Source organism: Pseudomonas entomophila (genome assembly GCF_013523125.1).
Classification (GTDB): domain Bacteria; phylum Pseudomonadota; class Gammaproteobacteria; order Pseudomonadales; family Pseudomonadaceae; genus Aquipseudomonas; species Aquipseudomonas entomophila_B.
The window spans coordinates 24632-39713 of record NZ_JAAMQJ010000002.1 but is presented as its reverse complement, the minus strand read 5'-3'; the positions used below and the strand labels follow the sequence as shown (position 1 = coordinate 39713).

At 65.6% G+C, this 15082-nt stretch carries 11 protein-coding genes; 8 read left to right on the top strand and 3 right to left on the bottom strand.

The window, feature by feature from the left end; translation table 11 throughout:
- Positions 1–13 precede the first annotated feature (13 nt).
- Positions 14–2779, top strand: a complete 2766-nt coding sequence (polA, locus tag G7007_RS01465) for a DNA polymerase I (RefSeq protein ID WP_181098713.1) — start codon at positions 14–16, stop codon at positions 2777–2779.
- Positions 2780–3107: 328 nt separating this feature from the next.
- Here polA and yihA read toward each other — a convergent pair whose 3' ends face one another.
- Complete coding sequence (gene yihA / locus G7007_RS01460) at positions 3108–3743, bottom strand: ribosome biogenesis GTP-binding protein YihA/YsxC (RefSeq protein WP_181098712.1); 636 nt, start codon at positions 3741–3743, stop codon at positions 3108–3110.
- A 224-nt stretch (positions 3744–3967) separates the two neighbouring features.
- Between yihA and G7007_RS01455 the strand changes: the two genes are divergently transcribed.
- The 6 genes from G7007_RS01455 (at position 3968) to G7007_RS01430 (ending at position 10857) form a co-directional block, all read left to right on the top strand.
- Entirely contained in the window at positions 3968–4618 is a 651-nt protein-coding gene (locus tag G7007_RS01455; protein ID WP_181098711.1) for a c-type cytochrome, read from the top strand.
- A gap of 216 nt (positions 4619–4834) precedes the next feature.
- Positions 4835–5467, top strand: a complete 633-nt coding sequence (dsbA, locus tag G7007_RS01450) for a thiol:disulfide interchange protein DsbA (protein WP_181098710.1) — start codon at positions 4835–4837, stop codon at positions 5465–5467.
- A gap of 11 nt (positions 5468–5478) precedes the next feature.
- Positions 5479–6333, top strand: a complete 855-nt coding sequence (locus G7007_RS01445; protein ID WP_181098709.1) for an endonuclease/exonuclease/phosphatase family protein — start codon at positions 5479–5481, stop codon at positions 6331–6333.
- 29 nt (positions 6334–6362) lie between these two features.
- On the top strand, positions 6363–8291 hold the full coding sequence (locus G7007_RS01440) for a GGDEF domain-containing protein (RefSeq protein WP_181098708.1): 1929 nt from the start codon (positions 6363–6365) through the stop codon (positions 8289–8291).
- 112 nt (positions 8292–8403) lie between these two features.
- On the top strand, positions 8404–9180 hold the full coding sequence (locus G7007_RS01435) for an N-acetylmuramoyl-L-alanine amidase (protein ID WP_181098707.1): 777 nt from the start codon (positions 8404–8406) through the stop codon (positions 9178–9180).
- 69 nt (positions 9181–9249) lie between these two features.
- Complete coding sequence (locus G7007_RS01430) at positions 9250–10857, top strand: EAL domain-containing protein (RefSeq protein WP_181098706.1); 1608 nt, start codon at positions 9250–9252, stop codon at positions 10855–10857.
- An 18-nt stretch (positions 10858–10875) separates the two neighbouring features.
- On the opposite strand, the gene G7007_RS01425 is transcribed toward G7007_RS01430, so the two are convergent.
- Both G7007_RS01425 and algB read right to left on the bottom strand, forming a co-directional pair.
- The gene (locus G7007_RS01425) at positions 10876–12654 is read right to left on the bottom strand and encodes an ATP-binding protein (RefSeq protein WP_181098705.1); all 1779 of its coding nucleotides are present in this window, start codon (positions 12652–12654) and stop codon (positions 10876–10878) included.
- The gene (algB, locus tag G7007_RS01420; protein ID WP_181098704.1) at positions 12651–13997 is read right to left on the bottom strand and encodes a sigma-54-dependent response regulator transcription factor AlgB; all 1347 of its coding nucleotides are present in this window, start codon (positions 13995–13997) and stop codon (positions 12651–12653) included. Before algB ends, G7007_RS01425 begins: the two co-directional genes overlap by 4 nt.
- 247 nt (positions 13998–14244) lie before the next feature.
- Between algB and G7007_RS01415 the strand changes: the two genes are divergently transcribed.
- Positions 14245–15036 (top strand): BON domain-containing protein, encoded by a 792-nt coding sequence (locus G7007_RS01415; RefSeq protein WP_181098872.1) that lies wholly within the window; start codon positions 14245–14247, stop codon positions 15034–15036.
- Positions 15037–15082: the final 46 nt, after the last annotated feature.

Here is a 15082-nt window from a genome sequence, read left to right as displayed (position 1 = left end):
GTTGATTCTGCTCATGAGCCTACCCCCTCTCGTCCTGGTGGACGGTTCGTCCTACCTGTACCGAGCCTTCCATGCGCTGCCGCCGCTGACCACTTCCAAGGGCCTGCCCACCGGTGCCGTCAAGGGCGTGCTGAACATGCTCAAGAGCCTGCGCCGGCAGTACCCGGACAGCCTGTTCGCCGTGGTCTTCGATGCCAAGGGCGGCACGTTCCGCGACACCCTGTTCGCCGAGTACAAGGCCAACCGGCCGAAGATGCCGGATGACCTGCGCCTGCAGGTCGAGCCGCTGCACGCCAGCGTGCGCGCCTCGGGCTACCCGCTGCTGTGCGTGGAAGGCGTGGAGGCCGACGACGTGATCGGCACCCTGGCGCGCAGCAGTGCCGCGGCGGGTCGCCCGGTGATCATCTCGACCGGCGACAAGGACATGGCGCAGCTGGTCGATGGCCACATCACCCTGGTCAACACCATGACCGGCAGCGTGCTGGACATCGACGGCGTGCGCGAGAAGTTCGGCGTCGGCCCCGAGCACATCATCGACTTCCTGGCGCTGATGGGCGACAAGGTCGACAACATTCCCGGCGTGCCGGGCGTGGGCGAGAAGACGGCCGTGGGCCTGCTGACGGGCATCGGTGGCGGCCTGCGCGACCTCTACGACAACCTCGACAAGATACCCGCGCTGCCCATCCGTGGCGCCAAGGGGCTGCCTGCCAAGCTCGAGGAGCACCGCGACGCGGCGTTCATGTCCTACGAACTGGCGACCATCAAGATCGACGTGCCCCTGGACATCGAGGTCGATGCGCTGGTGTGCGGCGAACCGGATCGCGACGCCCTGCTGGCGCTGTACACCGAGATGGAATTCAAGGGCTGGATCGCCGACCTGCAGCGTGAGGCCGCACAGGCCGGCGCGACACTGGAGCCTGCCGAAGAGCCGGCGGCCATGGTCGAGCCGAACTACGAGACCGTGCTCGACCAGGCGCGTTTCGAGGCCTGGCTGGACAAGCTGCGCCAGGCCCCGCTGTTCGCCTTCGACACCGAGACCACCAGCGTGGATGCCCAGCAGGCGCAGCTGGTGGGGGTGTCCTTCGCGGTCGAGCCGCACGAGGCGGCCTACGTGCCCTTGACCCACGACTATCCCGACGCCCCGGCGCAGCTCGACCGTGACACGGTCCTGCGTGCGCTGCAGCCGCTGCTGGAAGACCCGAGCAAGGCCAAGGTCGCGCAGAACGCCAAGTACGACATCAACATCCTCGCCAACTGCGCACTCGGCGGTGACCCAACGCAGGGCATCCAGCTGCGCGGCGTCGCCTACGACACCATGCTCGAATCGTACGTGCTGGACTCCACGGCCACGCGCCACGACATGGACAGCCTGGCGCTCAAATACCTGGGCCACACGACCATCGCCTTCGAAGACATCGCCGGCCGTGGCGCCAAGCAGCTGACCTTCAACCAGATCCCACTGGAGAAGGCCGGGCCGTACGCGGCGGAAGACGCCGACATCACCCTGCGCCTGCACCAGGCCTTCCAGAAGCGCCTGGCCAAGACGCCGAGCCTGGAACCGGTGCTGATGGACATCGAGATGCCGCTGGTGCAGGTGCTGGCCAAGATCGAGCGCCAGGGCGCACTGGTCGACCCGGCGCCGCTGGCGGTGCAGAGCCAGGAACTGGGGCTGAAGATGGCCGAGCTGGAGCGCGAAGCCTTCGACCTCGCCGGCGAGACGTTCAACCTCGGCTCGCCCAAGCAGCTGGGGGCGATCCTCTATGAAAAGCTCGGCATGCCGGTGCTGAGCAAGACCGCCAAAGGCCAGGCGTCCACGGCCGAAGCGGTGCTGACCGAGCTGGCCGAACAGAACTACCCGCTGCCCAAGGTACTGACCCAGTACCGCACCTTGAGCAAGCTCAAGAGCACCTACACCGATCGCCTGCCCGAGCAGATCAACCCGCGCACCCAGCGTATCCATACCTCGTACCACCAGGCGGTGGCGGCGACCGGGCGGCTGTCGTCGAGCGATCCGAACCTGCAGAACATCCCCATCCGGACGGCCGAAGGCCGGCGCATTCGCCAGGCGTTCGTCGCCAGCCCAGGCTACCGCCTGCTGGCCGCCGACTATTCGCAGATCGAGCTGCGCATCATGGCTCACCTGGCCAAGGACGAAGGGTTGCTGCACGCGTTCCGCAATGACCTGGACGTGCACCGGGCCACGGCGGCCGAGGTGTTCGGCGTCGAGCTGGAGCAGGTGACTCACGACCAGCGACGCAGCGCCAAGGCGATCAACTTCGGGCTGATCTACGGCATGAGTTCGTTCGGCCTGGCACGGCAGATCGGCGTCGATCGCAAGCAGGCCCAGGATTACATCGACCGCTATTTCACGCGCTACCCGGGCGTGCTGGCCTACATGGACCGCACCCGCAAGCAGGCCGCCGAACAAGGCTTCGTCGAGACCCTGTTCGGCCGCCGCCTGTACCTGCCGGACATCAATGCCAAGAACCCTTCCCTGCGCAAGGGCGCCGAACGCACGGCGATCAACGCGCCCATGCAGGGCACGGCGGCCGACATCATCAAGCGCGCCATGGTCGCGGTGGACCAGTGGCTGGAGGCGAGCGGGCTGGACGCTCGGGTGATCCTCCAGGTGCACGACGAACTGGTGCTGGAGGTGCGCGAGGACCTGGTCGAACAGGTCAGTCAGGAGATCCGTGAGCACATGAGTGGCGCCGCACAGCTCGACGTGCCATTGCTGGTGGAGGTCGGGACTGGCCCCAACTGGGACGAGGCGCACTGATGCCACCGGGTGTCCGGCCGCTGGCGAGTGTGCCGGGTCGGACGCTCGTCCGTGCGCTGGGCCAGGAAGCGGAAGATAAAAATCATTTTCACTGCCGGGGGAACTTAAGGGGTGAAAGGCGACTCAGAGTCCCTGAATGGCTGAGCAAGCCGTTCGATGCTCCTATGTTGTGTTAAGTGTTGGCAGATATTCGGACCCCGCCCTAGCGGTCCGGACTTGGACCCCGAACTTCCCCCTCCCCCCATGAAGTCCGGGGTTTTTTTTGCCTGCCGTTTGGCGATCCGGGCCAGCGGTCGACCGGCCCTGGTGGTTCGCCAGGCACCGCGGCTCACTCGGCGGCGGGCTTGTCTTCCAGTTCCATCCAGCCAGCCAGGACGCCATAGGCCTCTTCCAGCCCTTGGCGCTTGGGCGCCGAGAACAGCTGGATGGTCACGCCCTGCCCCCAGCCCTTGCGGATTTCCGCCTGGACCTTGAGCAGCGTGTTCTTCGCAGCGCCGAAGGTGAGCTTGTCGGCCTTGGTCAGCAGGATGTGCATCGGCATCTGGCTGGCCTTGGCCCAGTCGAGCATCATCTTGTCGAAGTCGGTCATCGGGTGGCGCACGTCCATCATCAGGATCACGCCCCGCAGGCACTCGCGGCTGCCCAGGTAGGCTTCCAGGTGACGCTGCCAGTGCTGCTTGAGCGGGATCGGCACCTTGGCGTAGCCATAGCCAGGCAGGTCGACCAGGCGGCGTTCGTCGTCCAGGGCGAAGAAGTTCAGCAGCTGGGTGCGACCCGGCGTCTTGGAGGTACGTGCCAGGTTGGCGTGGGTCAGCGTGTTCAGGGCGCTGGACTTGCCGGCGTTCGAGCGCCCGGCGAAGGCGACTTCGTAGCCCTGGTCTTCGGGGCATTGCTCGACCTTGGCCGCGCTGATGGCGAAACGAGCCTGCTGGCAGAGGCCGAGGATGGGGTTCTTGACGTGCATGGGGTTTCCGATAGGGGCGTTGCCGGGCCTGGGCGCGGCAAGCGGTGCGTTTCCGTTTGAAGGTCGCAAGTATATAGTGACGCGGTTTTCGTGTGCGCGTCGCACCGACACCGGCCGCGGCTTCAGGCCGCCGAGGCGACGTCGACGCACCGCCGTTCGCGCAGGCTACACAGGATTCCAAGGCATTGCACGATTCCCCAGACCAACCGGGCCCACGTCGCGCCATGGCGCTTCTTCGCCAGGGTACCCTGCGCCAACGCCTGCGCCTGTACGCAGGTGGCGTGCTGCTGACGCTCTGCGGCGCGGGCGCCGCCCAGGCAGAACCCCTGCAAGGGGAGGCTGCGGCAGGCCAGGCCAAGAGTGCCGTGTGTGGCGCGTGCCATAACCCCGATGGCAACAGCCTGGTGCCGATCTTTCCCAAACTCGCCGGTCAAGGCGAGCGTTATCTTCTGGAGCAGCTTCGCGCCATCCGCTCGGGCGCGCGAGTCGTACCGGAAATGACCGGCCTGCTGACACCCTCGAGCGATCAGGACCTGGCCGACCTGGCCGCCTGGTACGCCAGCCAGTCGCCGACGACAGGCTTCGCCGACCCTGCCCTGGTCCAGCAAGGCCGTGCGCTGTTCAACGGCGGCGATCTGCAGAGCGGCCTGCCCGCCTGCCTCGGTTGCCATGCGCCCGATGGCGCAGGCGTGGCATCGGCAGGCTTTCCTCGGCTGGGCGGGCAGCATGCCGCCTACGTGAGCAAGCAGTTGAAAGCGTTCCGTGAGGGCCAGCGCACCGAAGCGAGCGACGCCGTGGTGATGCATTCGATCGCCGCACGGCTGAGCGATGCGCAGATCGACGCGCTGTCCAGCTACATCCAGGGCTTGCATTGAGCAGGCGTTAACACAAGGTTAATGGTGCCGGGGTAACAAAGGCCGTTGCTCATCTGTGTTCGGGTGAGCGCTGGCCCGACGGGTTCAGTCTCGACCCCGTTCGCCCTTTTTCATGACCATAACCGTTACACTCGAGAACTCGACCCTTCATGATCGGTCTCAGATTATTCAGCACGGTCGCCAAGCGGCGGCCAATGACTGCCCCAGGAGCAAAGCATGCGTAAACTGTTTCTCAGCGCCGCGCTGGTCGCCGCCAGCGCTTTCGGAGTAGCTGCCGTCCAGGCCGCGGAGCCTGTCGCCGGTGAGCAATACATCGAGCTGAGCAATCCGGTTCCTGTTTCGGTGCCCGGCAAGATCGAAGTCGTCGAGCTGTTCTGGTACGGCTGCCCGCACTGCTATCACTTCGAGCCGACCCTCAATCCCTGGGTCGAAAAACTGCCCCAGGACGTCGTCTTCAAGCGCGTGCCAGCCATGTTCGGTGGCCCCTGGGACGCCCACGGGCAGATGTTCCTGACCCTCGAAGCCATGGGCGTGGAAGCCAAGGTACACAACGCCGTGTTCGACGCCATTCAGAACCAGCGCAAGCGCCTGACCAAGCCTGAGGAAATGGCCGAGTTCCTCGCCACCCAGGGCGTGGACAAGGACAAGTTCCTGGCCACTTTCAACTCCTTCGCCATCAAGGGCCAGGTCAACCAGGCCAAGGAGTTGGCGAAGAAGTACGAAGTCACAGGTGTGCCGAGCATGGTCGTCGATGGCAAGTACCGCTTCGACCTCGGCACTGCCGGCGGGCCTGAAGGTGTCCTGCAGGTTGCCGACCAGCTGATCGCCAAGGAGCGCGCCGCCCAGTAGCGGCGCTGACCATGGCCCGCTTGAAGACCACGCGAGGCGTTGGCCTGCACCAGCCGCAGGTCAACCCGGCCCATCTGCAAGGCGCCGAGCTGCCTGCCGATGGGCGGCTCAGGCTGCTCAGCTTCAACATCCAGGTAGGCATCAGTACCGAGCGCTACCGGCATTACCTGACCCGTAGCTGGCAGCACCTGCTGCCGCACACCGGCCGTGCCGGCAATCTGCAGAAGATCGGTGCGCTGATCGGCGACTTCGACCTGGTCGCCCTGCAAGAGGTCGATGGGGGCAGCCTGCGGTCCGGCTACATCAATCAGGTGGAGCACCTGGCGCAACTGGGTGCCTTCCCCTACTGGTACCAGCAGCTCAACCGCAACCTTGGGCGTTTCGCCCAGCACAGCAACGGCGTGCTGAGCCGTCTCAAGCCCCATGCACTCGAGGATCATCCCTTGCCCGGGCCGGCCGGTCGCGGCGCGATCCTGGTGCGGTTCGGCGAAGGTGAGGACGCCCTGGTCGTGGTGATGATGCACCTGGCGCTGGGCGCCAAGACCCGCGCCCTGCAGCTGGCCTACATCCGCGAACTGATCGGCGGCTACCGTCACCAGGTGCTCATGGGCGACATGAACACCCATGCCAATGACCTGCTCGAGCACTCGCCCTTGCGTGACCTGGGCCTGATCGCACCGCAGGTCGAGGCCACCTTCCCCAGCTGGCGGCCCCAGCGTTGCCTGGACCACATCCTGCTCAGCCCGACCCTGACGCTGGAACGGGTCGAGGTGCTGTCGCAGCCGATTTCCGACCATTTGCCGGTGGCGGTGGAGATTCGTTTGCCTGACGCATTGACTGTGGATACGCTGCCGGTCGTGAGCTGACAGCCCTTTTTCCGAATGCGGATCCAGGCATGACCGACGACGCCCAGCGCTGGAAAGACAAGTACCTGGAAAGCCTCGAACAGCAGGAGGCGCTCGAGCGGCGCTGGGAGGCGCGTCTCGACCTGCTGCGCCGCGGCCTGGTGCGCAGCACGCTGGCGGCCGAAGGCAGCGACAAGGCCGTCGATGCGTGCATGAAGGAGATGCGCGAAGTCATTCGCGGCGACAACCTCGACACCGCACTCGCCGGGCTCATCCCTCGTCTGGAAAAGGCCGTGCTCGATTCCGAGCAGCGCCGCGAGACGCGCCTGGGCCAGGTCAGCACGGCCTTGTCTACCTTGGTGCAGCAGTTGCAGCACTTGCCCCTGCCCAGTGAAGTCGGCAAGCCGCTGAAGAAGTTCGCCAGGCAACTTGATGAACGTGTCGGTCAAGCCAGGGAAATGCCGCTGCTGTTGAGCGAACTCAGCAACCTGCAAGGGCGTGCCCTGCAGGCCGTGCGCACGCAGGCCCCCCCGACGGGGCCAGGCCTGCTGCAGCGGCTGTTCGGCGCTCGTGACAGCGACACACCGGCCACCGCCCCGGCAGCGTCGGCACCCGCACCTGAGGCGCAATCGGCACCGGTACCCGATGCGGCGCCTGCCTCGATCGACCCACCGGCCATGGATCCACCGGCGTCGGCCGCGCCTGTGGCAGACGACGTGCGTCCTGTGCTCGAGCCTCCTGCGGCAGACGGTATGCCCGCCGCGCCCGTGCCCCCCGAGGCCGTGCCTGCACCCCCTGTGCCGAGCGTGGCGCCCCTGTCGGCCCTGCCCTCGGCACAGCCACCCGCCATGCCGGCAGCCGTCGGCGAAGCGCTGTCGAACGAGCCGCTCGACGACGGCCCTTACGCCTTGCCCTATGCCGTCGAGCCTCCCTATAGCAGCGTGGCGGCGCACATCGAGCAGACGCTGCTCGGCCTGCTCGATGACCTGACCTTGCCAGAGCGGCACAAGACCCAGGCACTGGCCATGCGCGAGCGAGTCGCCAGTGGCCTGAACTGGTACGAGCTGATTCCGGTACTGGACGATCTGGCCGTGCTGATGCTGGCGATCAACGACAGTGGGCAGCATGAATTCGAGGCCTATCTGCAACAGCTCAACGGGCGTCTGGAGAGTTTCCAGAACCACCTGCAGGCTGCCAGCAGCGGCCATGCCGACCAGCGCTCTGCCTCGCGCCAGCTGGACCACCAACTGCGGGCGCAGGTCGGCGGCTTGCAGAGCAGCGTCCAGGACGTGGCCGACCTGGCGAGCGTGCGTTCGATCCTGGACAACCGCCTGGAAGGCCTGCTGACCACGCTGGACGAGCACTGCCGGGCACGGGATCAGCGTGAACAGGCGTTGGCCGGTCGCCTGCAAGGGCTCGCCGAGCGTGTGGCGGCCATGGAGCAGGAGGCGCTGGACGTACGCGGCCACCTCGAGGAGCAGCGCCAGAAAGCCCTGGTCGACCCTCTTACCGGGCTGCCCAACCGGGCAGCCTGGAGCGAACGTCTCGACCACGACGTGCAGGCCTGGCAGGCGTCCGCCGAGCCACTGTGCCTGGCGATCCTGGACCTGGACCACTTCAAGCGGATCAACGACAGTTACGGGCACCTGGCCGGAGACAAGGTCCTCAAGATCGTCACCAACGTGATGCGCACGCGTCTGCGTGGCCGGGATTTCATCGCCCGTTTCGGGGACGAAGAGTTCGTGCTGCTGCTGCCGGGCAGCGCGTTGGCAGCCGGGCGCGCGTTGAGCGACGACTTGCGTGCCGCCGTGGAGGCCTGCCCGTTCCATTTCAAAGGCGAGCGGGTGACCGTGACCGTGTCGATCGGCGTGAGCGCCTTCCAGATCGGCGATCAGGCCGAGACGGTGCTCAAGCGTGCCGACCAGGCCCTATACCGGGCCAAGGCCCAGGGACGCAACCGGGTCGAAACCGACCCTTGAAACCGGTCAGCCCTGGCCCTGCCTGGCTGGCGCGACCCGTCGCGCACCAGGTGCGCTGGCCGATCAGCTCGTTATACTGAGGCGACCCTCATGCCAGATGCTCGTTCGTCCTATGAAAAAACTCGTGCTCGCCTCCTTGTTGCTGTTGCTCGCGGGCTGCTCTTCAGGGCTGCGCATCGACCGCAGCCATGTCTCGGCCAACCAGGACAGCCGCGTCCAGTTCGTCATTCTGCATTACACCAACGCCTCGCTGGAGCGTTCGCTGGCGCTGCTGACCCAGGGCGAGGTCAGCAGCCACTACCTGATCGGCGATGACGCCGGCACGGTCTATCAGCTGGTGGACGAGAACCGCCGGGCCTGGCATGCCGGGGAAAGCCAATGGCAGGGTCGGACCTGGCTCAATTCCAGCTCCATCGGGATCGAGATCGTCAACCCAGGTTTCACCGATACCCCCACGGGGCGTCGTTGGTACCCCTACAGCGAGGCGCAGGTGCAGGCGGTGATCGCCCTGGTCAAGGACATTGTCAAGCGCCACGGTATCTCACCGCGCAACATCATCGGCCACAGCGACATCGCCCCGGCGCGCAAGCAGGACCCAGGCCCGTTGTTCCCCTGGAAGCGTCTGGCCGATGCCGGCCTGGGGCTCTGGCCCGACGCCAATGCCGTGGCCCGGCAGCAGGCCTACTATGCCGTGAACCCACCGAGCATCGGCTGGTATCAGCAGCAGCTGGCGCGCGCTGGCTATGCCATCGAGCCGACCGGTGTCTGGGACCCGGCCACTCGTGCGACGCTCGTGGCCTTCCAGATGCACTTCCGGCCCCAGCGTTACGATGGCGTGGCGGATGCGCAAACCGCAGCTATCCTGCAAGTGCTGAACAGCATGCATTGAAGCGCTCTTGCCAGAGACTGACTTGCCGGACAGTTGCCCTGCTCATGGACACTCGACCGGATACCTTGGATGTCAGCGCTCGCCCCTGTTTTCGCCTACCTGTTGCAGCGACCACGGCTACTGGCCCTGGTCGCGACCCTGCTCAGTGCGAGCCTGCTGCTGGCGATCAGCCTGACCCTGGCCATGCACCAGGTGAAGCAACAGGAGATCGCCTCCATGAATGCCCGGGGCGAGCGCTTTCTGGAGCGGCTCGAGCAAGTGTTCGGGCAACTGCGCCAGGGCGTGGACCAGTTGCAGGCGCTGCCCTCGAGGCGTTGCGATAGCGCGATGCTGGCCGCATTGCGGCAGGTGGGGTTCCGATTCCGCTTCGTCTACGCAGCTGCCTACGTGGACGGCGCCACCGTGTGCTCGATCCGCGAAGGCGCACGCTGGGAAGCCCCCTTGCGAGCGCCGGACATCAACGGCCCGGTCTACAGCATCTGGCTCAATACCTCCACCGAGCCCGACGACAATCTGGCAGCGCTGATGCTGGGGCGTGGGCGCTTTCTGGTCTCGACCTCGCGTGGCCATCTGACCGACGTCGTCGACCTTCCGGTCGGTGGCAGCGTGCTGGTACTGCTCGATCAGGGGACACGCGCCATTCCGGTCCTGGGGCCGGTACAGCCCTGGCCGCCCCATGTCACGTGGCCCATCGCCCCGACGCAGGCCCTGATCGAGTTGCCGGATCGCCTCATCTACCGCATGCCGACCAAGTCGCCCGACTACCAGCTGGCCCTGATCGTGCCGCGCACCTCGGCGCCGCTGGAGCTGGGCAGGCTGCTCTGGCTGCTGGTGATCGGCAGCCTGCTGACCGCCTGTTGCATCGGCTGGCTGACGGGGCAGCTGGCGCTGCAACGCCGCTCGATGAGCGCTGCGTTGCAAGGGGCCTTGCGCCGGGGTGAGCTGCAGGTGCTCTACCAGCCCATCTTCACGCTGACCAACCGCCGTTGCGTGGGCGCCGAGGCCTTGGTGCGCTGGCGCCGCCCCGATGGCACCCTGACCAGTCCTGACCTGTTCATTCCGCTGGCCGAAGACACCGGTCAGATCCGTCCGCTGACCGATTTCGTCTTGCAACGTGTGCTCGAGCAGCTGGGCACCTTGCTGCGCACGCACGCGCAGCTGTACATCTCGATCAACCTGGCGGCCTGCGACGTCATGGCGCCCCGCATCGGCGTCTTGGCGACCCGTCTGCTGGCGCTGCACCGCGTCGACGCGCGACAGATCGCCTTCGAGGTGACCGAGCGTGGCCTGGTCGACGTGGACGTGGCCCGTGACCATTTGCAGGCTTTGCGCAGCCTGGGCCACAAGGTATTGATCGATGATTTCGGCACGGGCTACTGCAGCCTGGCCTATCTGCAGACCTTGCCGGTCGACTGCCTGAAGATCGACAAGGCCTTCATCGATGCGTTGGGGCACGATGCCGCCAGCAGTGGCGTGGCCCCGCACATCGTGCGCATGGCCCATGCCTTGCAGTTGCAGGTGATCGCCGAGGGGGTCGAATACGAGGACCAGGCCGAGCTGCTCAGCAGCGAAGGCGTGGAATATGGCCAAGGGTGGCTGTTCGCCCGGCCCTTGACGGCCCGTCAGTTCATCCAGCTGGTCAGCGACGGTCAGCGCCGGACGCCGGCCCGGCGCTGACCGTCTCGTGGCCCGCCCCTAGGCCGGCAATGCCATGTAGAACTGGGTGCCTTGCCCAGGTCGGGAAAGCACACCCATGCGGCCGCCGTGCAGCTGGACGATCTCTTTGCACAGGGCCAGGCCCAACCCGGCACCGCCTTTCTTGCGACCGACCTGGACGAACGGTTCGAAGATACGGCCTTGCTGCCCGTAGGCGATGCCTTCGCCATTGTCTTCCACGCTGATGATCACGCGTTCGGCATGGCGCCGTGCCTGTAGGCAGATACGCCCGCCCTGGGCGGTATGGCGAATGGCGTTGTGCAGCAGGTTGTCCAGGACGCGGTCGAGCTGTGCGACGTCCGCCTGAAGGCGCGGCAGATGATGTTCCAGCTCCTGGACCAGCTCGATGTGCTTGGCCTGGGCCTGCACCGCGAAGCGATCGATGGCGCGTTGGAGCAGATCCTCCACCGTGCACGGCGCCAGTTCGAGCTTCTGCAGCCCGCTCTGGTAGCGCGAGAAGTTCAGCAGGTCATTGATCAGCTGGGTCAGGCGCTGCATTTCCTCGCCGATGGTCTCGAGCAGGTCGTTCTCGCGCGCCTCGACCGGAAATTTCAGCCGTTCGCGCAGCAGCCCGAAGGCCATGTGCATGCCGGTGATCGGCGTGCGCAGCTCATGGGACGCACGCAGCACGAATTCGCTGCGGACCCGCTCGAAGGCCCGCTGTTCGGTGACGTCGTGCAAGACCATGACCGCACCCAGGATCGGCCCTTGGGGATGGCTGACGGGGGTGAGGCTGTAGGTCAGCAGGCGCGACTCGTCATCGACCTCCAGGCTCAGGTCCTCGGGCGGACGGTCGAGACTGCCGCCGCGCAGGACCTGGCGCAGCTGTTGCTCGAGTTCAGGTCGCTGCAGCGCTTCGGCCAGGCTGACGCCGACGCGGCTGTTGTCCCAACCGAGCTGGCGCTGGCCCACGGGATTGAGGTGTTCCAACCGCCCCTGGCGGTCGATGATCAGCAAGCCATCGTCGATGCTGTCGAGGACGGCCTGCAAGCGTTGTTGCCCGGCCAACAACTCGTCGACGTTGGTCGCCTGGTGCTTGCGCAGGGCGTCGGCCATGAGTCCGAACCGCTTGGTCAGCAAGCTCAGCTCCTGGCCTTGGGTCACCGGCAGCGTGACATCGAAGTTGCCCTCGCCCACCTGGTCGGCGGCCTTGGCCAAGGCCTCGATCGGCTGACCGAACCGGCGTGCCATGTTGTGGGCGGTGATGAAGCCCAGCACCAGGACGGTCAGCCCCATGATGCCCAAGAGGCCGCCGACCAGCAGCGCACGGTCGCGCGCCTGCTCGCCGCTTTGGCCGATGTGCGCCAGGGCACGCTGATGAGCATCGATCAGGTCGGTGCGGATGGCATTGAACGCTGCACCCAGCGGCGCTTCGGGACTCATGTCGCGCCACGGTTGCGCGGACTCGCGGTACGCTTGCAGGAAGCGCTGGTAGATCGCCCGTGTCTTGCCGAAGCCGGCCTTGGCGCTGTCCAGGTCGGCGCCGTCGTCCAGCACGCTCTGGAATTCGTTCTGCAGGCTCAGCAGGCGCTCGCGGTCGGAGTCGGCCTTCAGGATCAAGGCCAGCTGGTCACCCAGGTTCTGTCGCAACTTCAAGCCCAGTGCCAGCGACTGCGTGGTGACGCGCACCTGCTCCTGCTGCACCGAGGCCATCTGGATGACACTCACCAGCCCGAGCAGCAAGCCCAGCAGCGCCACGCTGACCAGCGCGGAAATACTGAGAAAGAGCCGTGTGCGCAGCTTCATCGCCCATTTCATAGGTGGTACTGCTTGCGTTTGCGGTACAGGGTGGAGGCATCGATGCCCAAGGTACGGGCCGCTTGCTCCAGCGTGTCGCTGGTCGCCAGCACGGCGCCGATATGGGCCCGTTCCAGTTCGTCCAGGCTCATCGAGGCACCGACGCGCGGTGCGTTCCCGGCAGGCTGTTCGCCCATGCCCAGGTGGGTGATCTCCACCCGCTCCTGGCCGCAGATGATGCTGGCGCGTTCGATCACGTTACGCAGCTCACGGATGTTGCCGGGCCAACGGTAGTTGAGCAGGGCCGCGCGGGCCTCCTCACTGAAGCCGCGGGCCGGGCGCGAGTATTCCTTGACGAAGCGTGCCAGGAAACGATCGGCCAGGGTCAGGATGTCCTCGCTGCGCTCGCGCAGGGGCGGCAAGTGCAAGGTAATGACGTTCAAGCGGTACAGCAGATCCTCACGGAACTTGCCTTCGCGGACCATTTCCTCGAGGTTCAGGTTGGTCGCTGCCAGGATCCGCACATCGGCACGGCGTGTCACCGGGTCGCCGACCCGCTCGTACTCCTTGTCCTGAATGAAGCGCAGCAGCTTGGGCTGCAGCGTCAGCGGGAAGTCGCCGATCTCGTCGAGGAACAGGGTGCCACCGTCGGCCTGGTTCACCCGACCCAGCGTGCTCTCGCTGGCGCCGGTGAAGGCACCGCGACTATGGCCGAACAGTTCGCTTTCCATCAGCTCGGCGGTCAAGGACGGGCAGTTGATGGTGACGCAGGCCTTGCGTGCCCGTTTGCTCCAGCCGTGGATGGCCCGTGCCAGCTCGCCCTTGCCGGTGCCCGATTCGCCCAGAATGAGAATGTTGGCATCGGTGGTGGCCACCTGGCGTGCGGTCTCGAGCACCGCCATCATGGCCGGGCTATGGGAGTCCAGGCCGTCCTTGGGCTTGCGGACCTCACCCTCAAGAGCCTCCAGCCGCGCCGACAGCTGGCGGACTTCCAATTGCTTGGCGGTGGCCAGCCGCAGCTGGTCCGGGCTGCACGGTTTGACCAGGTAGTCGGCCGCACCGGCCTGGATCGCATCCACCGCGGTGTCGATGGCCGAATGCGCGGTGACGATCACCACCCGCATCCAGGGTGCCTGGATACGCATCTGGGCAAGCACGTCCAGACCGTTGTCTTCTCCCAGACGCAAATCCAGGAAGCACAGGTCGAACACCTGTCGTTGCAGCAGCGTATCGGCCTGAGCGGCACTGTTGGCCGTTGCGACGCTATAGCCCTCATCTTCCAGGCAATAACGGAAGGTCCGCAGGATGGCTGACTCATCGTCCACAAGCAGAATACGGCCCTGACTGTCTTGGGCTGAATCCATTTCCTACGCTCCTTTGGGAATTATCTCGGTTAGTGTCGGAAAAATCGGGCAAGTTGCATGGTCAATTCTGATTGATTTTGCCGAATGCACGCTAGCTGCTTTATGTCGCAGCCATTAACTCATTGAATTGTAGAGTTTTTCCTACAAATAAGGGCTGGCATGGTCGTTGCGAGCCGCCTTTTTTAATGCCCGACAGGAGATGGATATGTTCACCGCTCACCGAAACGCTGCCTGGATAGGCCTCTGCATGCTGGGCCAAGCCTGTCTGCTTCCTGCGGCCCAGGCCGAGACCACCCAGGAGGCGCGATTGGAGGGGGCCGTGCAGACGGCGTTGTCCCTCAACCGCGTCCTCAATACCTTTGCCATCGACGCCCAGGTGGAGGGCCAGGCCGCCGTCCTGACGGGCGAAGTGGAAAATGACGTGCAGCGTCTGCTGGCGCAGGACGTGGCGCAGGCGACGCGGGGTATCGAACAGGTGGACAACCAGTTGCGCGTGAACCCTCAACTGGTCGAGCAGCCGCTGGAGCTCAAGGCCTACGCGCAGCGCCTGGAAGACGCAACGCTGGCTGCCATCGTCCGCTCGCGGCTGGCCTGGAGCACCTTGACCCGGCAGGCCGCCGTCGACGTGCAGACCCAGGAGGGCGTCGTGACCCTGCGTGGCAAGGTCGATAACGCAGACGCCAAGGAACTGGCCGGTGTCCTGGCGCGCAGCACCGAAGGTGTGTACCTGGTGAACAATCTGATCAGCCTGGACAGTATGGCCATGGTTCAGGCCCGTACTACCCCTGTCGAGGCCACCTCGTCCACTCAGCCGAACGATGAGTGGATCGTCGACAAGATCCAGGAAAGCTATCGCTTCAGTCGCAACCTGGACGTGCTGAAGATCAAGGTGACCAGCGCAGAGGGCATGGTACGTCTGTCCGGCGAGGTGGTGAGTGCACAGCAGAAGTCGATTGCCGTCGAGATCGCCCGGCAGATCCTGGGCGTAAGGGGCGTGGACCCCGACCTGCTCAAGGTCGCGACCAAGGTCGAGGGGTGATCGTGCAAATCGCACGGAACTATTTCAGGGATCGTGCAGGATACGT